Annotated in this window: 23 protein-coding genes and 1 tRNA gene; 16 read left to right on the forward strand and 8 right to left on the reverse strand. The window is 62.7% G+C overall.

Features of this window, described 5'->3' with window-relative positions; translation table 11 throughout:
- The first annotated feature begins 49 nt into the window (after window positions 1-49).
- The 12 genes from LB533_RS16540 (at window position 50) to LB533_RS16595 (ending at window position 12,693) form a co-directional block, all read left to right on the forward strand.
- Complete coding sequence (locus LB533_RS16540; RefSeq protein WP_224677755.1) at window positions 50-1,420, forward strand: glutamine synthetase family protein; 1,371 nt, start codon at window positions 50-52, stop codon at window positions 1,418-1,420.
- Between the two features lie 61 nt (window positions 1,421-1,481).
- On the forward strand, window positions 1,482-1,934 hold the full coding sequence (locus tag LB533_RS16545) for a hypothetical protein (RefSeq protein WP_224677756.1): 453 nt from the start codon (window positions 1,482-1,484) through the stop codon (window positions 1,932-1,934).
- 8 nt (window positions 1,935-1,942) lie between these two features.
- A complete protein-coding gene (locus tag LB533_RS16550) occupies window positions 1,943-2,347 on the forward strand; it encodes a type II toxin-antitoxin system VapC family toxin (protein ID WP_224518925.1) in 405 nt (134 codons plus the stop codon).
- Window positions 2,348-2,377: 30 nt separating this feature from the next.
- A complete protein-coding gene (locus LB533_RS16555) occupies window positions 2,378-3,763 on the forward strand; it encodes an aldehyde dehydrogenase family protein (RefSeq protein WP_224677757.1) in 1,386 nt (461 codons plus the stop codon).
- 18 nt (window positions 3,764-3,781) lie between these two features.
- Window positions 3,782-4,954 (forward strand): iron-containing alcohol dehydrogenase, encoded by a 1,173-nt coding sequence (locus LB533_RS16560; protein WP_224677758.1) that lies wholly within the window; start codon window positions 3,782-3,784, stop codon window positions 4,952-4,954.
- Between the two features lie 240 nt (window positions 4,955-5,194).
- Window positions 5,195-6,301, forward strand: a complete 1,107-nt coding sequence (locus LB533_RS16565) for an ABC transporter substrate-binding protein (RefSeq protein ID WP_224677759.1) — start codon at window positions 5,195-5,197, stop codon at window positions 6,299-6,301.
- A gap of 64 nt (window positions 6,302-6,365) precedes the next feature.
- The gene (locus tag LB533_RS16570; protein WP_140496302.1) at window positions 6,366-7,280 is read left to right on the forward strand and encodes an ABC transporter permease; all 915 of its coding nucleotides are present in this window, start codon (window positions 6,366-6,368) and stop codon (window positions 7,278-7,280) included.
- A complete protein-coding gene (locus LB533_RS16575) occupies window positions 7,277-8,068 on the forward strand; it encodes an ABC transporter permease (RefSeq protein ID WP_140496301.1) in 792 nt (263 codons plus the stop codon). Before LB533_RS16570 ends, LB533_RS16575 begins: the two co-directional genes overlap by 4 nt.
- A 16-nt stretch (window positions 8,069-8,084) precedes the next feature.
- The gene (locus LB533_RS16580; protein ID WP_140496300.1) at window positions 8,085-9,149 is read left to right on the forward strand and encodes an ABC transporter ATP-binding protein; all 1,065 of its coding nucleotides are present in this window, start codon (window positions 8,085-8,087) and stop codon (window positions 9,147-9,149) included.
- Between the two features lie 128 nt (window positions 9,150-9,277).
- Window positions 9,278-10,828, forward strand: a complete 1,551-nt coding sequence (locus LB533_RS16585) for a cation:proton antiporter (RefSeq protein WP_224677760.1) — start codon at window positions 9,278-9,280, stop codon at window positions 10,826-10,828.
- 103 nt (window positions 10,829-10,931) lie between these two features.
- On the forward strand, window positions 10,932-11,840 hold the full coding sequence (locus LB533_RS16590; RefSeq protein ID WP_224677761.1) for an endonuclease/exonuclease/phosphatase family protein: 909 nt from the start codon (window positions 10,932-10,934) through the stop codon (window positions 11,838-11,840).
- A gap of 7 nt (window positions 11,841-11,847) precedes the next feature.
- Window positions 11,848-12,693 carry an EamA family transporter gene (locus LB533_RS16595; RefSeq protein ID WP_140641670.1) on the forward strand — a complete coding sequence of 282 codons (846 nt, stop codon included), beginning with the start codon at window positions 11,848-11,850 and terminating at the stop codon, window positions 12,691-12,693.
- On the opposite strand, the gene LB533_RS16600 is transcribed toward LB533_RS16595, so the two are convergent.
- Together LB533_RS16600 and LB533_RS16605 are read right to left on the reverse strand one after the other, a co-directional pair.
- Window positions 12,680-13,915 carry an MFS transporter gene (locus LB533_RS16600; protein ID WP_140641669.1) on the reverse strand — a complete coding sequence of 412 codons (1,236 nt, stop codon included), beginning with the start codon at window positions 13,913-13,915 and terminating at the stop codon, window positions 12,680-12,682. The genes LB533_RS16595 and LB533_RS16600 overlap by 14 nt on opposite strands.
- Before the next feature lie 255 nt (window positions 13,916-14,170).
- Window positions 14,171-14,458: a hypothetical protein gene (locus tag LB533_RS16605; RefSeq protein WP_210239909.1), complete on the reverse strand. Its 288-nt coding sequence runs from the start codon at window positions 14,456-14,458 to the stop codon at window positions 14,171-14,173.
- Window positions 14,459-14,661: 203 nt separating this feature from the next.
- Here LB533_RS16605 and LB533_RS16610 point away from each other — a divergent pair, with 203 nt between their 5' ends.
- Window positions 14,662-14,988 carry a hypothetical protein gene (locus tag LB533_RS16610; RefSeq protein WP_224557028.1) on the forward strand — a complete coding sequence of 109 codons (327 nt, stop codon included), beginning with the start codon at window positions 14,662-14,664 and terminating at the stop codon, window positions 14,986-14,988.
- 1,176 nt (window positions 14,989-16,164) lie between these two features.
- Here LB533_RS16610 and LB533_RS16615 read toward each other — a convergent pair.
- The 3 genes from LB533_RS16615 to cpdR all read right to left on the reverse strand — a co-directional run bounded on the left by LB533_RS16615 (window position 16,165) and on the right by cpdR (window position 17,114).
- Complete coding sequence (locus LB533_RS16615) at window positions 16,165-16,413, reverse strand: hypothetical protein (RefSeq protein ID WP_140641666.1); 249 nt, start codon at window positions 16,411-16,413, stop codon at window positions 16,165-16,167.
- A gap of 147 nt (window positions 16,414-16,560) precedes the next feature.
- A tRNA-Val gene (locus LB533_RS16620) sits at window positions 16,561-16,635 on the reverse strand.
- 116 nt (window positions 16,636-16,751) lie between these two features.
- On the reverse strand, window positions 16,752-17,114 hold the full coding sequence (gene cpdR, locus LB533_RS16625) for a cell cycle two-component system response regulator CpdR (protein ID WP_006199474.1): 363 nt from the start codon (window positions 17,112-17,114) through the stop codon (window positions 16,752-16,754).
- Window positions 17,115-17,278: 164 nt separating this feature from the next.
- Here cpdR and LB533_RS16630 point away from each other — a divergent pair, with 164 nt between their 5' ends.
- Together LB533_RS16630 and hisN are read left to right on the forward strand one after the other, a co-directional pair.
- On the forward strand, window positions 17,279-18,220 hold the full coding sequence (locus LB533_RS16630) for an N-formylglutamate amidohydrolase (RefSeq protein ID WP_140641665.1): 942 nt from the start codon (window positions 17,279-17,281) through the stop codon (window positions 18,218-18,220).
- 382 nt (window positions 18,221-18,602) lie between these two features.
- Entirely contained in the window at window positions 18,603-19,376 is a 774-nt protein-coding gene (gene hisN, locus LB533_RS16635) for a histidinol-phosphatase (protein ID WP_140513691.1), read from the forward strand.
- 34 nt (window positions 19,377-19,410) lie between these two features.
- Here hisN and LB533_RS16640 read toward each other — a convergent pair whose 3' ends face one another.
- Window positions 19,411-19,854 carry a hypothetical protein gene (locus LB533_RS16640; protein ID WP_140641664.1) on the reverse strand — a complete coding sequence of 148 codons (444 nt, stop codon included), beginning with the start codon at window positions 19,852-19,854 and terminating at the stop codon, window positions 19,411-19,413.
- 288 nt (window positions 19,855-20,142) lie between these two features.
- Window positions 20,143-21,138 carry an alpha/beta fold hydrolase gene (locus LB533_RS16645; protein WP_224677762.1) on the reverse strand — a complete coding sequence of 332 codons (996 nt, stop codon included), beginning with the start codon at window positions 21,136-21,138 and terminating at the stop codon, window positions 20,143-20,145.
- Between the two features lie 470 nt (window positions 21,139-21,608).
- Between LB533_RS16645 and LB533_RS16650 the strand changes: the two genes are divergently transcribed.
- On the forward strand, window positions 21,609-22,076 hold the full coding sequence (locus LB533_RS16650) for an Hsp20 family protein (protein WP_140496288.1): 468 nt from the start codon (window positions 21,609-21,611) through the stop codon (window positions 22,074-22,076).
- 73 nt (window positions 22,077-22,149) lie between these two features.
- Here LB533_RS16650 and LB533_RS16655 read toward each other — a convergent pair whose 3' ends face one another.
- The gene (locus LB533_RS16655; RefSeq protein WP_224677763.1) at window positions 22,150-23,202 is read right to left on the reverse strand and encodes a threonine aldolase family protein; all 1,053 of its coding nucleotides are present in this window, start codon (window positions 23,200-23,202) and stop codon (window positions 22,150-22,152) included.
- Window positions 23,203-23,296 lie beyond the last annotated feature (94 nt).

Genomic DNA, 23,296 nt, shown 5'->3' on the forward strand with positions numbered 1-23,296 from the left:
CCCTTCGAAATCGACAGCCCGAAATGACAAGCACTGGAGCGCCAAAGGAATGGCCGGAAATTTCACGTTCGATCAGTTGAGGAAAGCGGTTTCCGGCGGGGAGATCGACACGGTGCTGGCCTGCATCGTCGATATGCAGGGGCGGCTGGCGGGAAAACGGTTCCTGGCCCAGTACTTCGTCGATTCCGCGCATGACGAGACGCATGGCTGCAACTATCTCCTGGCCGCCGACATCGATATGGAGCCGGTGCCCGGCTACAAGGCGGCAAGCTGGTCGAAGGGCTATGGCGATTTCGTCATGAAGCCCGACCTCGCGACGCTGCGGCGCATTCCGTGGCTGGAAAAGACAGCGCTCGTTATCTGCGACGTGCTCGACCACCACACCCATGACGACCTGCCGCATTCCCCGCGCGCCATCCTGAAGAAGCAGGTCAAGCGGCTGACGGAGCGCGGCTATATCGGCTATTTCGCCTCCGAGCTCGAATTCTACCTCTTCAGCGAGACCTACGATTCCGCCCGCATGAAGCACTGGCAGGGCCTCGACACCGCCTCGCCCTATATCGGCGATTATCAGATCGGCATCACCACCAAGGAAGAAGGCGTCATGCGACGGCTTCGCAACGAGATGGAAGCGGCAGGCATCCCGATCGAGAACTCGAAGGGCGAGTGGGGGCCGGGCCAGGAAGAGATCAATGTGCGCTATGCCGAGGCGCTCGACATGGCCGATCGCCACGTCATCCTGAAGAACGGCGCCAAGGAGATCGCCGAATCCGAAGGCAAGGCGATTTCCTTCATGGCCAAGTACAATTACGGGCTCGCCGGCAATTCCAGCCACATCCACAATTCGCTGTGGAGCGCCGACGGCAAGACGCCGCTTTTCTTCGACAGACAAGCCGACTGGACGCTGTCGAGCCTCGGCCAGCAGTGGGCGGCGGGCCAACTCAAATACGCCAAGGAGTTCACCTGGTTCCTGGCGCCCTACATCAATTCCTACAAGCGCTTCCAGGCCGGCACCTTCGCGCCGACCAAGATCATGTGGAGCGAGGACAACCGCACCGCCGGCTTCCGCCTGTGCGGCGAGGGCACCAAGGGCATCCGCATGGAGTGCCGCATCGGCGGCGCCGACTTGAACCCCTATCTCGCCTTCGCGGCGTTGATCGCCGCCGGCCTTGCCGGCATCGACGAGAAGCTCGAGCTGCAGAAGCCCTTCGTCGGCGACGCCTATCAGGCCTCGCGCCTGCCGGAGATCCCGAAGACGCTGCGCGACGCCACCGACACGCTGGCCAAGTCCAAGATGCTGAAACAGGCGCTCGGCGAGGACGTGCTCGAACACTACGTCCACACCGCCAAATGGGAGCAGTTGGAATACGACCGCCGCATTACGGATTGGGAACTGCATCGGGGGTTCGAGCGATACTAGAAAGATAGTAAGTTACTACCCTTACCTTGATCGGAAACGCGGATTGAACTAGATTTGTGCGATGACCGAAGGAACCAAATACCATCCGCTTTTCGAGCATCTTCTGTTCTCGGGCCAAGGCCGTATGTCCATGAGCTTCGCGGACATCGAGCAAATAATAGGCGGCCGCTTGCCGCCGTCGGCGCGACAGCGGCAGGAATGGTGGGCTAACAGCCCGAACGGGCACAGCCAGGCACGCGCCTGGATGCGCGCAAACTATCGGGCGTCCCATGTCGACCTTGCGAACGAACGCGTGGATTTTAAACTGGAGGGATGGCCCGAGGGCTATCGAAAGCCGGACATGGCTACCATGGACAAGACTCCTCCGGGAATGGCGGAGCCAGCGCAGGCTAGCTACGAACTTCCACGAGAAAATATCGACCATCCGCTTTTCGGCATATGGACAGGCAAGGTTACGCTTTGCCCAGGACATGATTACACTAGGCCGGCTTTTGAGCCTGATGTGCAGCCGTGACGCATAGGTTGCTGCTCGACACGTGCGCGATCATATGGATAGCGCTGAACGAGCCGATCAGGCCGGAAGCCAAGACTGCGATCAATACCGCCGCGGCTGTTGACGAGAAGATCCGGGTTTCCCCCATTTCGGCCTGGGAATTGGGCCTGCTGAGCGCCAAGGGCCGATTGGCGGCAGCAAAGTCGCCAACAAGCATTTTTGGGGAAGTGATCGCCACGCCGGGCATCAAGGTAGAGGCTCTTTCGCCGGGCTTATTGATTGAATCGTCCTTCTTGCCCGGATCGCTTCACGGCGATCCGGCAGATAGAATATTGATCGCGACGGCACGGGCGTTCGATCTGACGCTCGTGACGCGCGATCAGTCGATACTGGATTATGCGAGAGCGGGGCATGTTCGCGCCCTTGCCTGCTGACGCTTTGCCTTTCGATATGGAGACATCTTCTTGGAAATCGTGAAACTCAAATCCCCTATCGATGGTTCGGTCTATGCCGAGCGTCCGATCGCCACCGACCAGGCGGTCAATGCCGCTGTCGAGCGTGCCAAGGCAGCGCAGGAAAAGTGGGCGCAGACTCCGATCGTCGAGCGCGGCAAGTACATGCTGGCGATGCTCGAGGCGTTGGTCGCCATGACCGACGAAATCGTGCCGGAGATTGCCTGGCAGATGGGGCGTCCGGTGCGCTATGGCGGCGAGTTCGGCGGCGTCAAGGAACGCACCAGCTATATGGTCGAGATCGCCAAGGCGGCGCTGAAATCGGTCCCGGCTTCCAATCCGAAGGACGGGTTCCGCCGCTATGTGAAGAAGGATCCGCTCGGCGTGGTCATGGTGATCGCGCCCTGGAACTACCCTTACCTCACCGCGGTCAACACCATCGTGCCGGCGCTGATGGCCGGCAACACCGTCATCCTCAAACATGCCGCGCAGACGCTGCTGGTCGGCGAGCGTTTCCAGCAGGCTTTCGACAGAGCAGGCCTACCCAAGGGCGTGTTCCAGAACATCGTGCTGAACCATGCCCAGACAGAGAGATTGCTCGGCTCGGGCAAGATCGACCACGTCAATTTCACCGGCTCGGTCGGCGGCGGCCGCGCCATCGAAAAGGCGGCGGCGGGCACCTTCATGACGCTCGGGTTGGAGCTTGGGGGCAAGGATCCGGCCTATGTCTTGCCCGACGCCAAGATGGACCATGCGGTCGCCAATCTGGTCGATGGCGCCTTCTACAATTCCGGCCAGTGCTGCTGCGGCATCGAACGCGTCTATGTGCATGAAAGGGTCTATGACGAGTTCGTCGAAGCCTTCATCGCCGAGACGAAGAACTATGTCGTCGGCAACCCGCTCGAACAGGCGACGACGATGGGGCCGATGGCGCAGGCGCGTTTCGCCGACCTGATCCGTGAGCAGAAGGCCGAGGCGCGGCGCAAGGGCGCCAAGGCGCATATCAACATGAAGGTGGCTCAGGACAAGACCGGCTCGCCCTATCTGGCGCCGGAGGTGCTGACCGGCGTCGACCACCAGATGAGCGTCATGCGCGAGGAAAGTTTTGGCCCGATCGTCGGCATCATGAAGGTGCGCAACGACGAGGAGGCGATCGCGCTGATGAACGACAGCCCCTACGGCCTGACCGCCTCGATCTGGACGCGCGACACCGAGCATGCGGTGGCGATCGGCGACCGCGTCGAGACCGGTACCGTATTCATGAACCGCTGCGACTACCTCGACCCGGCGCTGGTCTGGACCGGCGTCAAGGACACCGGCAAGGGGGCCGGCTTGTCAGCCATCGGCTACGACAACCTGACCCGGCCGAAATCCTTCCACCTGCGCGAAGCCATCTGATTTTTTTGAAAGACAAACATGTCCAAGCTGATCTCCAAATGGAACTACCCCACCACCGTCCGCTTCGGCGCCGGGCGCATCAAGGAATTGCCCGAGGTGCTCGCCGCCACCGGCATCAAGCGGCCGCTATTCGTCACCGATCCGGGGCTGGCGAAACTGCCGCTCGTCGCTTCGACGCTGAAAATCCTCGATGACGCAAAAGTGCCCTACGGCGTTTTCTCCGAGGTGAAGCCGAATCCAGTCGATTCCAATCTCACCGCTGGCATCGCGGTGTTCAGTAAGGGCAAGCATGACGGCGTCATTGCCTTCGGCGGCGGCTCGGCGCTCGACCTCGGCAAACTGATCGCCTTCCAGGCGGGACAGACGCGGCCGGTCTGGGATTTCGAGGACGTCGGCGACTGGTGGACACGCGCCAACTCGGATGCGATCGCGCCGATCATAGCGGTGCCGACCACGGCCGGCACCGGCTCCGAAGTCGGCCGCGCCGGCGTCATCACCAACGAGGCGACCCACACCAAGAAGGTCATCTTCCATCCGAAGCTGCTGCCGGCGATCGTCATTGCCGATCCGGAGCTGTCGATCGGCATGCCGGGCTTCATCACCGCGGGCACCGGCATGGACGCGCTGGCCCATTGCCTCGAGGCTTATTGCGCGCCTGGCTACCATCCGATGGCAGACGGCATCGCCGTGGAAGGCATCAGGCTTGTCTTCGAGAACCTGCCAAAGGCCTATGCCAACGGCAGGGATCTGGTCGCCCGAGCCAACATGATGAGCGCCGCGGCGATGGGCGCGGCAGCCTTCCAGAAGGGGCTGGGGGCGATCCATTCGCTGTCGCATCCCATTGGGGCGCTCTACGACACCCATCACGGCATGACCAATGCGGTGTTCATGCCCTATGTGCTCGCCTTCAACCGCGCGGCGATCGAGGACCGCATCGGGCGGCTCGCCGCCTATTGCGGCATAAGGGGCGGCTTCGATGGCTTCGCCAAGGCTGTCATAAAGCTTCGCAAGGAATTGAAGGTGCCGCATGCGCTGCCGGGCCTGATCAAGGGGCTCGACATGGACAAGAAGCGCAAGGCCTTGATCGCCGATATGGCGGTGGTCGATCCGACAGCCGGCGGCAACCCGGTCAAGCTGACCAAGAAAGCAGCGCTGACGCTGCTCGAAAATGCAATCGCCGGCACGGTGTGATACCGCTTTCAGGGTAAAATTGATCTGGAAAATCAGGGGCAACCAAGGGGAAAGGGTGAAGTGCGAAGCAAAAAGTAATTAGCCGGAAAATTAAGTGGGGGCTAATTGCTACCGTCGATTAAAAGGAGTTAACTTTCGTGCTGCCAGCGGTGGGGTTTCATAAAGCTTTCATCTGGCTGTCACACGAAAACGATACCGCATCGCAGGCGTCCAACGGCGTCAGTTCAACGGAGAGAACACATGTTCAAATTCACGGGGAAAGTGCTTTCCCTTTCGGCCGCGGCGCTGTTTGCGTCGACGGTGATTTCGTCCGCGGCTCCGCTGGACGATCTCGTCAAGGCCGCGAAGGCGGAAGGCCAGCTCACCACCATCGCGCTGCCGCATGACTGGTGCGGCTACGGCGACGTCATCGCCGGGTTCAAGACGAAATATCCGGAAATCACCATCAACGAGCTCAATCCCGACGCCGGTTCGGGCGACGAGGTCGAGGCGATCAAGGCCAACAAGGACAATAAGGGCCCGCAGGCGCCCGACGTCATCGACGTCGGCCTGTCCTTCGGCCCGACCGCCAAGGCCGATGGCCTGCTGATGCCTTACAAGGTGTCGACCTGGGACTCGATCCCCGACAGCGCCAAGGATGCCGACGGCGCCTGGTACGGTGACTACTACGGCGTTCTGGCGATGATGGTGAACAAGGATCTGGTCAAGGAATCGCCTGCTGACTGGGCCGATCTGCTGAAGCCGGAATTCGCCAATTCGGTGGCTCTGGCGGGTGATCCGCGCGCTTCGAACCAGGCCATCCAGGCGGTCTACGCCGCTGGCCTTTCGAGTGGCGCCGCGGCTGGCGAAGCCGCGGGTACCGCCGGCCTCGACTTCTTCAAGAAGCTCAATGCCGCCGGCAACTTCGTACCGGTCATCGGCAAGCCGGCGACACTCGCCCAGGGCCAGACCCCAATCCTGATCAACTGGGACTACAACGCTCTCGCCGGCCGTGACACGCTGAAGGGCAACCCCCCGGTCGACGTCGTCGTGCCGAAGACCGGCGTCGTCGCCGGCGTCTACGTCCAGGCGATCAGCGCCTATGCGCCGCATCCGAACGCAGCCAAGCTCTGGATGGAATACCTCTATTCCGACGAAGGCCAGATCGGCTGGCTCAAGGGCTATTGCCACCCGATCCGCTTCAACGATCTCGCCAAGAACGGCAAGATCCCGGCGGACGTCCTGGCCAAGCTGCCGCCGGCGGAAGCCTATGCTTCGGCGGTGTTCCCGACGCTGGACGAGCAGGGCAAGGCCAAGGAAGCCGTCACCAAGAACTGGGACTCCGTTGTCGGTGCCAACGTCAAGTAACAGTTGAAATCCACCGGGCGGCCTCGCGCCGCCCGGTTTTCCCCTCGAAGAGGGTAGCCGGCGCATGACCGATCTCTCGCTTTCCAATCACGATGCCGCAGGCAAGACCGCGCCGCCCGCGGAGGCACGCGCGTTGCGGTTGCCGACGCAATGGCTCGGCGTCGCACCGTTCTTCATCTTCGCCATCATGTTCCTGATTTTGCCCACGCTCTATCTGATGCTGGGCGCGTTCCAGAATGATGCCGGCGAATTCACGCTCGAAAACATCGTGGCGCTGGCGCAGCCGTCGATCGTTGCCGCTTACTGGATATCGATCAAGGTAAGCCTGGCCTCGGCGCTGATCGGCGCTTTCGCGGGCCTGGCCATCGCCATCGCCATCGTGCGCGGCGGGCTGCCGGACTGGATACGCTCGGCCACCCTGACCTTTTCCGGCGTTGCCTCCAATTTCGCCGGCGTGCCGCTGGCCTTCGCCTTCCTGGCGACCCTCGGCCGGCTCGGTCTTGCCACGGTGATCCTGAACACCGTGTTCGGCCTCAACATCTATGCCCACGGCTTCAACATCCTGTCCTTCTGGGGCCTGACGCTGACCTATGTCTATTTCCAGATACCGCTGATGGTGGTCATCATCACGCCGGCGATCGACGGTTTGAAGAAGGAATGGGGTGAAGCTGCCGCCACGCTTGGCGCGACCACCGCGCAATATTGGCGGATCGTGGTCATCCCGGTGATCTGGCCGAGCTTTCTCGGCACCGTGATCCTGCTTTTCGCCAACGCCTTCGGGGCGATCGCCACCGCCTATGCGCTGACCGGCTCGTCGCTCAACATCGTGCCGATCCTGCTCTACGCGCAAATCCGCGGCGACGTGCTGCACAATGCCCATCTCGGCTACGCGATCGCCTTCGGCATGATCGTCATCACCGGCCTGGCCAATGTCTTCTACATCTGGTTCCGGACCCGTTCCGAGAGGTGGCTGAAATGAAGTCGGGCAAATTCTGGGCCTGGGTGGTCTTCATCCTCGGCGCGGCCTATTTCTTCATCCCGCTGATCGCGACAGTGGAATTTTCCATGCGCATGCGGCGCGGCGCCTATTCCTTCGACGCCTATCGGATCGTGCTCGGCGACGCGCGTTTCCAGGCGACCTTCCTGTATTCGGTGGTCGCCGCCATCTTCACCATCATTCTGGGTGTGCTGATCGTGGTGCCGGCAGCCTATTGGATCCGATTGCGGCTGCCGCAGCTCAGGCCGATCGTCGAGTTCATCACGCTTTTGCCGTTGGTCATTCCGGCCATCGTCATCGTCTTCGGCTATATCAGAATGTATGGCTCGAATTCACCCTTGCCGTTCCTCGGGTCTGATATGGGAACCAATGCCTTGCTGGTCATCGGCTACGCGACGTTGGCGCTGCCCTATATGTATCGTGCCGTCGATACGGGGCTCAGAACCATCGACGTGCGGACGTTGACGGAAGCAGCCCAGATCCTCGGGGCCGGCTGGGGCACGATCATCACCCGCGTCATCCTTCCCAATGTGCTGATTGCGGTGTTGTCCGGCGCCTTCCTGACATTCGCCATCGTCATCGGTGAGTTCACGATGGCGAGCCTGCTGAACCGGCCGGCTTTCGGCCCGTACCTGCAGAATGTCGGGGCCAACCGCGCCTATGAGCCGGCGGCCCTTGCCATCATCGCCTTCGTCATCACCTGGGGCTGCATGTCGCTGATCCAGATCCTGTCGCGCTTCGCGCCGAAATCGGCTAATCGTCCGAACTGACCCGAAAGAAAAAGCCATGGCCGAGCCATTCCTCTCCATCCAGCATGTGCGAAAATCCTTCGGCGCCACCACCGTTGTCGAGGATTTCAATCTCGACGTCGAACCGGGCGAGTTCGTCTCCTTCCTCGGCCCGTCAGGCTGCGGCAAGACGACCGTGCTGCGCATGGTCGCCGGCTTCGAGGAGCCGTCGGCCGGCAAGATCGTCGTCGGCAGCAAGGACATCACCAGGCTGAAGCCGAACCAGCGCAATGTCGGCATGGTGTTCCAGGCCTATGCGCTGTTCCCGAACCTGACCGTGGCGCAGAACATCGGCTTCGGACTGAAAGTCGCCGGCATGTCCAGGGCGGATATCGACGCCCGTGTCGCCGAAATGCTCGGCATCATCAAGCTGCCGCAGATGGCCGACCGCTATCCTTATCAGCTCTCGGGCGGGCAGCAGCAGCGCATCGCGCTGGCCCGCGCCATCGCACCGAAGCCGAAGCTCTTGCTGCTCGACGAGCCGCTGTCGGCGCTTGATGCCAAGGTGCGCGTCTCGCTGCGCGAGGAAATCCGCTCGATCCAGAAGAAGCTCGGCATCACCACCATCTTCGTCACCCATGACCAGGAAGAGGCGCTGTCGATCTCCGACCGCATCGCGGTAATGTATGGCGGCAAGGCCGAGCAGGTCGGCACGCCGTTTGAGATCTACAACCGGCCGGCAACCAAGTTCGTCGCCAATTTCGTCGGTACGCTGAACGTGCTGGAAGGCACCGTCACCGACGCGGCGTCGGGCAAGGTTCGTGTCAACACCGAGGAAGTCTCGCTCAAGGGCAGGCTCAACGGCTCGAAGTCCGGCGACACGCTGTCATTGGCGCTGCGGCCGGAAGCCATCTCGCTCGGCCGCCAGCCCGGTCGCGATTCAAGCCTGTCCGGCGAGATCTCCGAAGTGCACTTTCTCGGCTCGGTGATCCGGGTCCGGGTCGGCATCGGCGGCAACACCGTCTCGCTCGACACGTTCAACAGTTCGACGACGCCACCGCCGGCCGTCGGAGAGAAGGCGGAGATTTCCTTCTCGTCGGGTGACCTGCTGGTGCTGCACTGACGCGGCCGGAGCGCCCTGCCGATCCGGTCACCGGTCCAGATGCCGGACGATGCACTCCTATTGGACAATCAACAGCATCTTGCCGCTTTGCCACTGCCAAGAGCTCTGCTTCGCCGCTACGATGAGCCATGGCGCTGTTTGAGCTCACCCTTATCCTCCTGCTGATCGCCGTCGCGCTGACGGCGCTGTCGCGGCGCCTGCAGGTTCCTTACCCCGCCTTGCTGGCGCTGGCGGGCGCCGGCCTTGGCTTCCTGCCCGGCGCGCCCACGATCGAGATCGATCCGGAACTGGCGCTTGCGCTGTTCATTGCGCCGGTGCTGCTCGACGCGGCCTTCGACACATCGCTGCGCGATCTTAACCGCTACAGGCTGCCGCTTGTGCTGCTGGCGCTTGGCGCGGTCGTTTTCACGACCGCCGTCGTGGCCCTGGTCGGCTGGAAAATGGCCGGCCTGCCGATCGCCGCCGCCATAGCCCTCGGCGCCATCGTGGCGCCGCCGGACGCGGTTGCCGCGAGCGCCGTGCTCGGGCAGTTCAAGGTGCCGCACCGCATCACGGCCATCCTTCAGGGCGAAAGCCTGCTCAATGACGCCACCGCGCTTTTGATCTACCGCATCGCGATCGCTGCCGCCGCCGGTCCCGTTCTTTTGGGCAGTGCCGTTCCGATGGTCCTGCTGTCGACCATCGGCAGCCTGGCCGCGGGCTATCTGCTCGGCCGCCTGTCCCAGGCGGTGCTTGGACGTATCGAAGATGCGGCGAGCGGCACCGTCGTGCAGTTCACCGGGACGTTCGGCGTCTGGATCCTGGCTGACAGGCTGGGGCTCTCGGCCATCATCACCATCGTGGTCTATGCCATGACCATCGCGCGCACCGCACCGCGGCGCATGTCGGCCAGAAAGCGCGTCAGCTCCTATTCCGTCTGGGAGACGGCGGTGTTCGTGCTCAACGTGCTTGCTTTCGTGCTGATGGGCCTGCAGGCGCGTCTGATCGTCGGTCGCCTGGCCGAGCAGGGACAGTCCGAGGCGTTCCTGTTTGCAGGGACTGTCCTCGCCGTCGTCATCGTTTCCCGCCTTGCCTGGGTGCTGGGCTGCGGCGCCCTGATCCGATGGCTTGCCCGCTTCGGCAATGCGGAGCAGCGGCAAGAGGTGCCGTCGTTTCGCAGCGGGGTGCTGATCGGCTGGTGCGGCATGCGCGGCCTGGTGACGCTGGCGGCTGCCTTCGCATTGCCGGCGGACTTTCCCGGCCGCGATCCGATCGTGCTCACCGCCTTTTGCGTCGTGCTGGGCACGCTTGTCCTGCAAGGCATGAGCCTGAAGCCGTTGCTGCGCCTGCTTCGTCTCGAACCGGACGAGACCATAGACCGTGAGGTCGCGCAGGCCCGTGTCGCCATCATGCAAGCGGCACTCGACATATTGAGCGGCAAGACCTCGACGGCGGCCGCGGCGGTGCGCGAGCAGTATGCCGCCCAGCGCAAGATCGCCAAGAACCCCGACGACGCGCAGGCAGCAACCGAGTACGACCGGCTGCGGCTCTATGCCATCAAGCGCCAGCGCGACGCGCTGGAAGAACTTCGCCGCAACGGGACGATCGGTGACGAGGCCTATCACCGCCTGGAGGAAGAAATCGACTGGTCGGAGCTGGCGGCTTCCCCGGCGGGACGGTTCCAGCCGCTGACGACGTAGGCGAGGGGATTTTGCGTCGTGGCCCAGCCGGGCCGCCGCGGCGGTCCATTGCAAGGTCGCCGTCGAAACGCTACTGCCGTCACCAAACTGAGCCGGATAAGCAATGAAGCTGGTCAGCTACAATATCCAATACGGGTTCGGCAGCGACGGCCTCTACGATCCGGCCCGCGCCGCGCGCATTGTTGCCGGCGCCGATATCATCGCATTGCAGGAGGTCGAGCGGCACTGGCAGCGCAGCAATTTCGACGACCAGCCGGAGCTGCTTTCGCGCCTGCTGCCGGATTATCACTGGGTTTACGGCCCGGCCTTCGACATGGATGCCAGCGAACAGCGTGACGGCCGCATCATCAACCGGCGCCGGCAGTTCGGCACCATGGTGCTGTCGAAGCTGCCGATCGTCTGGTCGCGACTGCATGCGCTGCCGATGCGCCGCACGCTGCGACCGCTCAACACCCGCAACGCGGCGCTCGAATGCATGATCCGCACGCCGGCGGGTCCGGTGCGGGTGCTTTCATTGCATCTCGCCCATATCGCGGCTGAAGAACGGCTGGAGCAGATCGACTATCTGCTCGCCGAGCATCGCCGGGCGCCCTCCGATGGCGGGCCATGGAGCGGGGCCGACGACGAGCCGGCGCGCAACTGGAGCAATGGCGGGCCCGAGCCGGAGAACCCGCTGGCGGCGATCTGGATGGGCGATTTCAACATGGAGCCGGGCAGCGCCGAATACCACCGCATCGTCGGCAGTACGCCCTATCATCGCGGTGCCGCCTATCTGGACGGGTTCGTCGATGCCGCTGCCGTGGCGATTGAACCGGCGGATGACTTCCACACGCACGAGAAGATCATCGACGGCAGGTTGGCAAAACGCCGGCTCGATCATTGCTTCGTCGGCGGCCTGTTTGCCGGGCGGGTGCGCTCCGTCAGCTCGGAAATTGGCGAAGTGGCTTCCGATCATTTTCCCGTCAGGATCGACATCGATCTCGAAACGCCCGCCGGCCCAGGAGGCGGATGAGCCCCAAATGACGCTTTTCGTCTTCTTCGCGGTGCTTGCCGCGGCCGCCATGCACGCGATCTGGAACGCGCTGGTGAAGGTCCATCTCGACCGCTTCCTGTCGATCACGCTTATGACGCTCGGTATGGGCGCCGCCGCACTGCTGGTGCTGCCCTTCGTCGAGGTGCCGAAGGCGCAAGTCTGGCCCTATATCATCGCCTCCGTCGTCTTCCACATGGGCTACCGGACCTTCCTGATCGGCGCCTACCAGGCCGGCGACTTCGCCCAGACCTATCCTCTGGCGCGCGGCACCGCGCCCTTGCTGGCGGCGCTTGGCGGTATGTTCGTGGTCGCCGAAGTGCCGGCGCCGCTCGCCATTCTGGGTATCCTTTTGCTGTCGGCCGGCACGCTGGTGATGTCGTTTCGCGGCGGCGCGCATCTGGAACGATTGAACCTGCGCGCGGTCGGCTTTGCGCTGGGGACCTCGATCTTCATCGCCAGCTACACGCTGTCCGACGGCAGCGGGGCGCGGCTGGCGACCACGGCGCAGAGCTATGCCGCCTGGCTGTTCGTGTGCGATGCGCTTGGAGCGCTGGTGCTGTGCCTGATCTTCCGTGGACCGCGGGCCTTGCCGGTGCTGGCGCGGGACTGGAAAGCGGGGCTGTTCACCGGCGTGCTGAGCGGCGCTGCCTACTGGATCGTCATGTGGGCGATGACCAAGGCGCCGATCGCCTCGGTGGCGTCGCTGCGCGAGACCTCCATCCTGTTCGCCATGGTGATCTCGGTGTTCGCGCTCGGCGAGAAGATGACGGGCTGGCGCGGCGCCGCCGCGCTCAGCATCGTCGCCGGCGTCGTGGCGCTCAGACTCGGCTGACGTCGTGGTCCAGCACGGTCATCACCTGGCCGCGCCGTTCCGGACTGAAGCGGATGACGATGATGATGCAGACGGCGACCACGCCGGCGAACAGCGCCAGCGCGTAGCCGTAGCTGCCTCCGGGAGCCTCAGCTATGCCCGCCTGATAGGGACCGCCATAGGAGGCCGCGAGATTGCCGGCCTGGTAGATGAAGCCGGGCAGGGTCGCGCGCACCGCGCCGGGCGAGAGCTCGTTGAGGTGCACCGGAATGACGCCCCAGGCCCCCTGGACGGCGACCTGCATGACGAAGGCGCCGATGGCCAGCATGAAGGGCGTCGAGCTGTAGGCCCATAGCGGGATGGACGGCAAGGCGATCAGGCAAGCGAGCGTGATCGCATTGACGCGGCCGATCTTCTCGGACAGCGCGCCGAACGCCAGGCCGCCGACGATGGCGCCAATGTTGGCGACGATGGTGATCCAGCTCACCGTGTGCGGGTCGAAGCCATGCTGCTTCTTGAGGAATGTCGGGTAGAGATCCTGCGTGCCGTGGCTGAAGAAGTTGAAGAACATCATCAGCACGACCGCATAGAGGGCGACGCCCCAGTGCTTTTGCAGCGTCTCCAGCATGCCGGGCCTCGCGGTCTTCCGCGCCTCGACGAAGGCCGGCGATTCCGGAACATGCGAGCGGATGAAAAGGACGATCAGGGCCGGGATGAAACTGAGCAGGAACATGGCGCGCCAGCCGATCGTGTAGCCGGCGATCGTCTGCTGGTAGAGCAGGCCATAGACGATCGCCGCCAGGAGATAGCCGGCCGGATAGCCGCATTGCAGGATGCCCGAGACCATGCCGCGGGCGCTGGGCGGAATGGATTCCATGGCAAGCGAGGAGCCAAGTCCCCATTCGCCGCCCATGGCGATGCCGAACAGGGCGCGCAGCGCCAGGAATATGCCGAGATTGGGCGAGAAGGCGGCCAAAGCGCCGATCACGGAATAGCTGACGATGTTGAGCATCAGGATGGGCTTGCGGCCGAATTTGTCTGCCAGCATGCCGAAGAAGAACGCGCCAATGAAGCGCGTCGCAAGCGTCAGGAAGAGCGCCTTTGACACCGCCGGGACGTCGGTCTGGAATTCAGACGCAATATCGGTGAGCAGGAATGTCAGAAGGAAGAAATCGAAAGCGTCGAGCGTCCAGCCCAGGAAAGAGGCAAGGACGGTTTTCTTCTGCTGCGAATTGAGCTTCACGGCGTTCCTCCTGATGTCGAGGAACGTTATCGCGTCCAGGCGAACAACCGTCAGTCACTTTTCAGAGAACCGGGTCACGTTTGCGTAGGGGATCACCGAGTCCACGGCTGCATTTCCGGATCATTGCACGGGCAAACAAAAAGCCCGCCGCCGGAGCCGACGGGCCGAAGTTTCATCAGCCCAGCAGGTGGTTTCCAGCTGACGCGAAGCACCTGGAAGCCGAGGTTGCGGGTCGAGACATCAGCGGCAATGCGGTCAGCAACCTTCCGTCGTCGTTTTCATCTGGCCAGGGGCCGCGGACTTGGCGCTCGTATCCTGCTGACCGGGAGCTGCCTCCTTGGCGCTGCCTGTCTGTTGGCCCGGTGCGCAATCCTTCGCGGAGTTGGAGTTGGTCGACTTGGTCGTGGTCGAGTCCGTGTTCTGATCCGTCGGCATCGTTGTCGTCGTGGAGGAGGATCCGCCCGACGTCGTATTGCTCGATTGCGCCAGGGCAAGGCCGCCGGAAAGAATCATTACGGCGGAAGCGAGAAGAAGTCGTTTCATCATTCATCTCCTGGTGAGTATCCCTTCCGCCGCATAACAAGGGAGTCGGCGAACGGTTCCGTGGAGTTTCTGGCGCTGTCGCCGTGGCATCAGCGTGCCGGTTGCGGTGCGTCGATGACGACACACGACGCGGTCCGGAACAAAGAAAAGCGCCGTTAGTTTCACCCACAGGGCACTCAAACAGAAGGACGAGCATGATGAAAATGGCTTCATTGGTAATCGCGCTTGCGGTGTCGTTTTCTGCGGGCTCTGCAATCGCGGCATGTCCGGACAAATCGGCTGCCAACACCGGCGCCGACACCCAACAGACCGCCGGTATTTCGAAAGATGGCACTCACGCGCCCTTGGAGACTCCGAAGGCCAAGGACAGTGCCGGCAAACCGGCCGCCAAGGATGGCAGCACAATGCCGTTGGCAGGGGCGGAAGGCGGCGGTGACAAGAATCTCGCAACATCGCAGCAGGATATCGAGGCGCAGCAGCATGGCGACAAGACCGCGGCGGCAAAGGCCGACGACAGCTGCAATGACTGACGACGGAACAGGGCCGGAGCGGTTGTCGGCTCCGGCCTTTTCACCCAGCGAGACGAAACCGCCTCCGGCAAGTTCGAAGAGCCGGCCGGCCGGAGCCAGCGGGGCCTTCGACGGACCGTGAGTGTTGCCTTCAGCAGGCAGAGCTATACCTTGGACGAGGCGGCCTCAGAGTTCCGCGTCGTTCGATGGCCGAAGGGGAAGAGGAAGCCAAACGAAGAGCACTCCTCCGCGGCCAGGGCTATGATCATCTCATCGATTTTCTCAACCGTCTCTCTGCTCACTTGATCATCCCCATGAAGGCACTGACGCGCGCGCTTCAGGTGTCGTCGTGCGGCCTCGAAATCGCTGCCCATCCGTTCCTCCCGCTTAGAGAGACTCCAGATTTGAACAGTTCACTCCTTTAAGAAAGTCACCCGAAAGAGCGATTCGGTCGGCAATTGGAGGTAGATGCCCAAAACGCAGAAAGCCCGCTTCGACGCGAGCGGAGACTATTGAGCCGACGGAGGGCGGAGGGAAGCGTGCCGCCTAACCTCTCACGGCGCTGGGTGTTCCGTTCGGCTTTCCTGACGCCCATCATATCGGGCGCAACACACAAGCTGTCACGGATCGGCCCCCATCGGAATACTGAAGGGCACTATTCAGGCGCTCAGTGGGCGTTTCGTGCCGTTTCTGTGCCAATCGGCACAAGAAGCTAAGTCTTTGAAAGGGTGGTGGGCGTGACAGGGATTGAACTTGTGACCCCTGCAATGTAGCCAGCGCGGTGTCATGCATCGGCGAGGGGAGGGCGTTGCTGAAACGAACAAGCGTCAACCGCCGGTGCGGCTTGGCAAGCGGATTAGGGCCCATCTGAGACGCTGGAAGCTCATCGACGACAATGCTCGGGATGAAGCCGCCAGGCAGGCCGGCGAACCTGTGGCGGTCTATCTGCATGTCGTCAGCTACATCGGTCGAGGCGTAGCCTCCGTGCGCACCGCCTGGGACATGGCCATCGGAAACGCTTGGCTAGATCCGGCCGTCACCGGACAGCGATCACCCCGCATGTTCTACGCCACACACGCGCAACCTGGATGATGTTCAAGGGCGTGGATGCCTGGGAAGCAGCCGGCGCGCTCGGGATGTCAGCCAAGATAAGGCCTACGGCCACCACGTCGACTTTCAGAAGAACGCGGCCGAGGTTTAGAGTTTCGACGATACGGCAGCGCCAATCAATAGCGCGGCAGTGACAAGCCAAAGGGAGAGAATCACCTTCCATTCTCTCTTTCGATTTTGGAAGAACGAACTCATATAGCGGCCCTGTCGGTCCATAATCGGCAAGTCTTTCAGGACGACATATCCGATCAGACCAATGAATGCCAAAGCCGGCACAAACGTTGCATAGGCGAGAACGTATGTGAGAAGACCATGCGGGCCGACAAGCTCAGTCATGCACCACGCTCACGCATCGAAGCAATCCCTTTCCGGTAGTTGCCACAGCAAGCCTACGCGCGATTGGCCTAGAGCACCAGTCGCACCCTCTTCGAGCCCCGTTTCTGTGCCAAGAGACACAAGGGATTAGCTAAGTTATTGAAAGGATGGTGGGCGTGACAGGGATTGAACCTGTGACCCCTGCAATGTCAATGCAGTGCTCTCCCGCTGAGCTACACGCCCATCCGAAGCCGCGCATACACCATTTTTGATCCGGCGCGTCAATAGCAGGAAAGGGGAAAGAAGGCTCCGTTTTGCCGCACCGGCCGATAGTCGTCGATGCCTTGGGCAAAAACGGCTCAGGCCGCCTGCAGCATCTTCTCGACCTCGTTGACGAGGTCGCGCAGATGGAACGGCTTCGACAGCACCTTGGCGTCTTTCGGCGCCTTGGAATCCGGGTTCAGCGCAACGGCGGCGAAACCGGTGATGAACATGACCTTGAGGTCGGGATCGATCTCGGTGGCGCGGCGGGCCAGCTCGATGCCGTCCATCTCCGGCATGACGATATCGGTCAAAAGCAGCGAGAACGGTTCCTCGCGCAGCCGCTCATAGGCACTGGCGCCGTTGTCGAAATCGCTGACCTGGTAACCGGCGCGCTCCAGCGCCTTGACGAGGAAGCGACGCATATCGTCGTCGTCTTCCGCCAGAAGAATGCGTGCCATGGTATCCCGTCCGAATCACCCGCCCGGACTCTGCCGAAAGGCAGGGCCGTTAACCATCCTGTATATGAGGAGGTGAGGGTAAACATCAAGTGAACGAGGCGCGGCATAATCCGCATTCGGAAAGGCGGCGCCGGCGCCGAAATGCTGGACATGCGCCCCTCAAGATGGCACTTTCATCCGATGATGCATTGGTGTTTTCGGGTTCGTTCAAATTGAAGACGGCAGCCGAGGATTTTTCGGTCGTTCCCCCCTTCGAAATCCGGTCGGGCGCCGAGCAGCGCGTCCCCTTCCTCTTCAACTCACCCCACAGTGGGCGCCATTATCCGGAGCGCTTCCTCGCCATGGCAAGGCTGGACCGCAACGCCATTCGCCGGTCCGAGGACTGCTATGTCGACGAGCTGTTCGGCGGCGCGGTGGCGCTTGGCGCGCCGATGCTCGCGGCAAATTTCCCGCGTGCCTATCTCGACGTCAACCGCGAGCCGTGGGAACTCGATCCGCGCATGTTCGCCGAGCCGGTGCCGTCCTTCTGCAACATCCGTTCCGCGCGCGTGGCCGGCGGGCTCGGCACCGTTCCGAAGCTGGTCGGTGAAGGCCTCGACATCTACTCCGGCCGCCTGCCGCTGGCCGAAGCTGTTGCCCGCATAGAGGCCGTCTACAAACCCTATCATGAGACGCTGAAACGGCTGTTGACGCGAACCCACGCGCGTTTCGGCTTTGCCGTGCTGATCGACTGTCACTCGATGCCGGCGAGCATCCGTGTCGGCGACAGCGGCCTGCGGCCCGATTTCATCATCGGGGACCGCTTCGGCATCTCAGCCACCGCGGCATTGACCGAGACCGCAATCGGCCTGCTCAACGCCATGGGCTATACAGTCGCCCACAACAAACCCTATGCCGGCGGCTTCATCACCGAACACTACGGTCGCCCGGCGCGCCATCTCCATGCGCTGCAGATCGAGGTCAATCGCGGGCTCTATATGAACGAGCGGACATTCGAGAAAGCGGCGGGCTTCGACGCACTGGCCGACGACCTGGCGCGATTTTCGGCCGACCTGATGGCCATGCCCGACCACCATTTCATGGATCTGCCGCTGGCCGCGGAGTGAACAGAGCCTGTTTCATTATTTGGCGCCATCCCCCAGCCGCCGCATAATCTCGGGCGACATGGATCGGGATTGGTGGGGATTGGAATTGGCGGCGAAAAAAAGACCGCATCGTTTGCACGATACGGTCGAAGTCTAGGGAGGAAACGCCCAAGGAGGGCATGGACAGGAAACCCTGTCCGAGATCAAGGGTATGGTGCGCTGCACAAATGTCAAGCGACCTACCGGCCTTTTTAATTCAGAGTGATGTGGAAATTGCGTTTCGGTGGCGCTGGCGTGTTATTCTGGCAACAGTCGGCGCGGCGAAAATCCTTGAACACCCTTGTCTTGGCGCGGAACTGGCGGCACACGTGGGCTCGGGCATGCTGCAATGCGGGAGAATCAGTTGGACATCAGCATCGATTTCATGCGCCGCATCGCGCAGGCGGCGGCGGCGGAAACCTTGCCGCGCTTCCGCAGCCAGGGTGCGGTCGCCAACAAGGAAAAGGGTAGCTTCGATCCTGTCACCGAAGCCGACCGCGAAGCCGAGCGTGCCATCCGGGCGCTGATATCGGCGCAATATCCGGACCATGGCATTCTCGGCGAGGAACATGGAAGCGAGAATATTTCCAGCAGGCATGTCTGGGTAATCGATCCGATCGACGGCACGCGCGCCTTCATCTCCGGCCTTCCGGTGTGGGGGACGCTGGTCGGATTGACGGTGGAGGGCGATGCTGTTGCCGGATTGATGTCGCAGCCCTTCACCGGCGAGCTCTTCTACGCCAACGCCTCCGGCTCCCACTATGAGGGGCCGGGCGGGCCGCGCAAACTGGTCACACGCAAGACGACGAGCCTTGCTGAAGCAACGCTGTTCACCACCACGCCGGCGCTGTTCAAGGGCGAGGCGCGCCTGCGCTACGACCAGTTCGAGAGGCAGGTGCAACTCGCCCGGTACGGCACCGACTGCTACGCCTTCGCCATGGTCGCCGCGGGAAGCGTCGACATCGTCGCCGATCCCGGACTGAAGCCCTATGACATCGTGGCGCTGATCCCCATCATCGAGAAGGCGGGCGGCGTGGTCACCACCTTCGATGGCGGGCCGGCCGAGAATGGCGGCGACATATTGGCGGCGGCGACGCCCGAGCTTCATGCGGCGGCGATGGCGGCCCTGCGCGGCTGAGCATCCGGTGCCCTGTCCGATTGGTGCAAAGGCTCTAGGCGTCTGAGAGACGCAGGCCCCATAGAATGAGCGCGAAAGCGATGAGACCGGTCGGCGCGGACGAATAGGCGATGCTTTTGATCGCGTATTCCTGAAAGGCGCTGCCATGGGCGGCTCCTGCGGCCAGCGGCATCGTCTCGTTGCCGGCCCCCCAGAGGCTGGCCATCACATAGGCCGCCAGGATGGCCAAGGCTGAATAGATCAGGAACCAGAACGCAATCCGCGACATCGCGACGCCGAGATTGAGCCTGGACCAGACGAGACCCAAGACCAGCAGCAGGACGCCCTGCAAGGCGCTGAGCGTGTGAACCGACAATCCGAGCCGCGGTGCGGCGAGGTATGGGATGGCGAACCCTTCGAATGACGAAAACAGCAGGAGGGCGATGCCGAGCTGCAGCAGGCGATGGCCCTGGCGTGGCAGCGTGTCCGATGCGTTCATGACCGCTCCTCCCGATCCCGTCGACTGACCTCTGCGGACGGTAATTAGCGCCCGGCGCCTGAACGGGAACCAGGCGTCGAGCTGCCTCCGGCCGAACGGCCGAATTGAGAAGCATGCGTAGCCGTTAAAACTGCCGAGGCGTCGGCGCGATCATCGTCCGACATTGATCGTGCAAGACGCGGGCGTGCCGGGAATGGGCGTTGTCAGCGGATAGCGGGGGTTACCAATCGGGATCATGGAGTTTCGCCCGCCAGGCATGAACCGGCGCCGGCTCGGCAATACGCGCCATCAGGCCGTCGGGTCGTCGCTGCCGGGAATGAATGCGTCGAAGGCGGCGAGGAATTGCTCGCGGTAGATGTCGGCCTCCTGCAGGATCTCGTGACGCGCGCCGTCGATCATGAGCAGCGAGCCGAGGCGCAGACGCCTGGCATAGGCTTCCACGGCCTTGGTCGAGACGACCTGATCGCTACCGGCGGCGATGACCAGCAGGGGGACCCGGATGCCGGCCATGAATTCGGGATCGCTTACCGCTTCCGCGGCTTCGGCAGCCGCCCTCAGCCAGCGGATCGTCGGGCCGCCCAGTGCCAGTTGCGGGTGATCCTCGTAGATCCTGGTGTTGCGCCGATAGCGCTCCGGATCCGTCGTCACTTTGTTCGTGTCGAAGGGAGCGGTCACCTTCGGCCGCGGCCCCCAGGCAGCGTAAAGTCGGCCAAGGCCCAGGGCACAAAACAGCGAACAGACGCGGCGGACCGTCCGGATCGAGACCGGCAGGTCGGGCAAGGTGAAGAACGGCGCGATCAGCACCATGCGCCGCACGCGGTTGACCATGGAGGGCGAAGCAAGCAGCGTGATCACGGCGCCGGCCGAATGGGCAAGGATGTAGTACGGCCCGCGGCAGTCCGGCAGCACGATCTCCTCGAAGAATTGTTCAAGGTCGGCGGTGTAGTCGCGAAAGGACCTGATATAGCCGCGCTGGCGATCGCGGATCAGCCGGTCGGAGCCGCCTTGGCCGCGCCAGTCCAGCGTGGCGACGCCAAAACCGCGCGCCGCAAGATCGCGGATGGTTTCGAAATATTTCTCGATGCACTCGTTGCGGCCGGACAGCAGCACCACGGTGCCCTTCATCGGGCGGGCGACCGCGGCGAACAGGCCATAGCGTATCTTCTTGCCGTCGCGTGCGGTGAAAAAGCCGCCGGTGGCGTTTTCCGGTCGCGGATTGCCCTCAGTTTCATGAAAAAGGGGAGTTTCGGGAAAAGGGGGCGTTTCGTGGAGGGGATCCGTCATTCGGCGCTTCGTGCTCGGCGTCTCGCATGCCTGCCTGTCGTGGCCGGCCTCGCCAAGGTTGATAGCCGTCCATGGGCCAAAAGCAAAGGAATTCCGGGAGGCGTCGGATCGGCAACAGGGAAGGCCGGAAGCCGCTCTGAGCGCGCTTCCGGCCCCTGTCGATCCGGGAGGAAGGGACGTTGCACCCGGTTCGGCCTCGTCGCGGCGCCCGGTTCATGCAAATCCGGCGCCGCTTGTCCTTGATGTCGAGAGCAGTCTAGCGGCGGCTGTCTGAACGCGCGCAAAAGCGCCGGTTCATCTGCCGTTCATCCTCGATTTTTACCGGGAGGCAAAATCTTGAAATGGCTTTGCCCGGTCCCCAAATGTGGATTGCGGCCGCCAATGTCGGGGTCGCTGGTCAAACCGGAACGCCGCTCACGGGTTTCGCACCGGCCAAACGCAAACCTTGTTGCTCAACAGGAGAACACACCATGCGTCACGTTGATTTTTCCCCGCTCTATCGTTCGACCGTCGGCTTCGACCGTCTCTTCACCATGCTTGATTCGCTTGCGCAGCCTGATGGCGCGCAGACCTATCCGCCCTATAATATCGAGCGCACCGGTGAGGATGCCTACCGCATCTCGATGGCTGTCGCCGGCTTCTCGGACGAGGAGATCTCGATCGAGGCCCACCGCAATGTGCTGACCGTGAAAGGCGAGCGCAAGGATGAGGGCACCGGCGAGGGTTCCGAACTGCTCTATCGCGGCATTGCCTCCAGGGCCTTCGAGCGCCGATTCCAGCTTGCCGACCACGTCGAGGTCGTGGGCGCCACGCTGAAGAACGGCCTGCTCTTCGTCGACCTGAAGCGCAACATCCCCGAGGAGTTGAAGCCGCGCAAGATCGCGATCACTTCGGCTCCGGCCAAAGCCAAGCAGATCGAGGCCAAGACCGCTGCGTAATCCCTAAGTCTCCTCCCGAGACGGGAAGCGGCGCCGGAAGGCGCCGCTTCTTTTTATTTGCCGGGAATGGCAATTATCCTGCGATCAACTGGCCAAAGCGGTCGACTTCCTCTGACGTCGTCGCAAAACTGGTGACGAAGCGATAGAGCAATTCGTCCTCGCCGATATGGCCTTCGAAGCCATGCGGCCTATGCCAGTCGTAGAAAACAGCCCCCGCCGCCTGCAACCTGTCCGCTTCGGCTTTTTTCATGATCGCGAATACCTCGTTCGCTTGCGGCAGCCAGGCCAGTTTCACCGTTTGGGAATCCTCGATCGCCGCGGCAAGGCGGGCAGCCATGGCATTGGCATGCCTGGCGGTGTCGAGCCACAGGCCGTCGCGGAAATAGGCCTCGAACTGTGCCGCGATAAAGCGCGATTTGGAAAACAGCTGGGCCGCGCGCTTGCGCAGGAAGGCCAATTCCCGGGCTCGGTCGAGATCGAACAGCACGATCGCCTCGGCGCACCAGCATCCGTTCTTGGTGCCGCCGAAAGACAGGATGTCGACGCCGCTTTTCCAGGTCATTTCGGCCGGCGTCGTGTCGAGCGCGACCAGTGCATTGGCAAAGCGGGCGCCGTCCATATGCAATGGCACGGAATGTTGCCGGGCGATGGCCGAGATCGCGGCGATGTCATGCAGGCCGTAGACGGTGCCGACCTCCGTCGACTGGGTGATCGAGACCGTCATCGGCCGGCCCCAATGGACCACCTCGCCGGCGAAACGGCCGATCGCCGTTTCCAGATTGTACGGATCGATCCGGCCCAGCGCGCCGTCGACGGCATGCAGCCGCGAGCCGCCGGAGAAATATTCCGGCGCGCCGCACTCATCTTCGATGACATGCGATTCGCGATGAGCGAAGGAAATGCCGCCGGGCTTGTTGTAGGCGGTCAGCGCCAGCGAATTGGCGGCGGTGCCGGTGGCCACGAAGAACACCGCCACCTCGCGTTCGAAGATTTCGCTGAAGCGCTGGGAGACGGCTTGGTCGAGCGCGCCCTCGCCATAGGCAGTGGAAAAGCCGCCGGCGTGGGCCGAGAGGCCGGAGGCGATGTTGGAGTGGGCGCCTGCCCAATTGTCGGAAGCGAAGAACATGCATCTGCCTGTGCTGGGAAAATCGCTGCAACCTTGACCGGTTTCATGGTTGGCTCGCAAGGGCCAGACGCCAGAAAACGGGTAAAGCCAGCGA

Source organism: Mesorhizobium sp. BR1-1-13 (assembly GCF_020165515.1).
Lineage (GTDB): Bacteria > Pseudomonadota > Alphaproteobacteria > Rhizobiales > Rhizobiaceae > Mesorhizobium.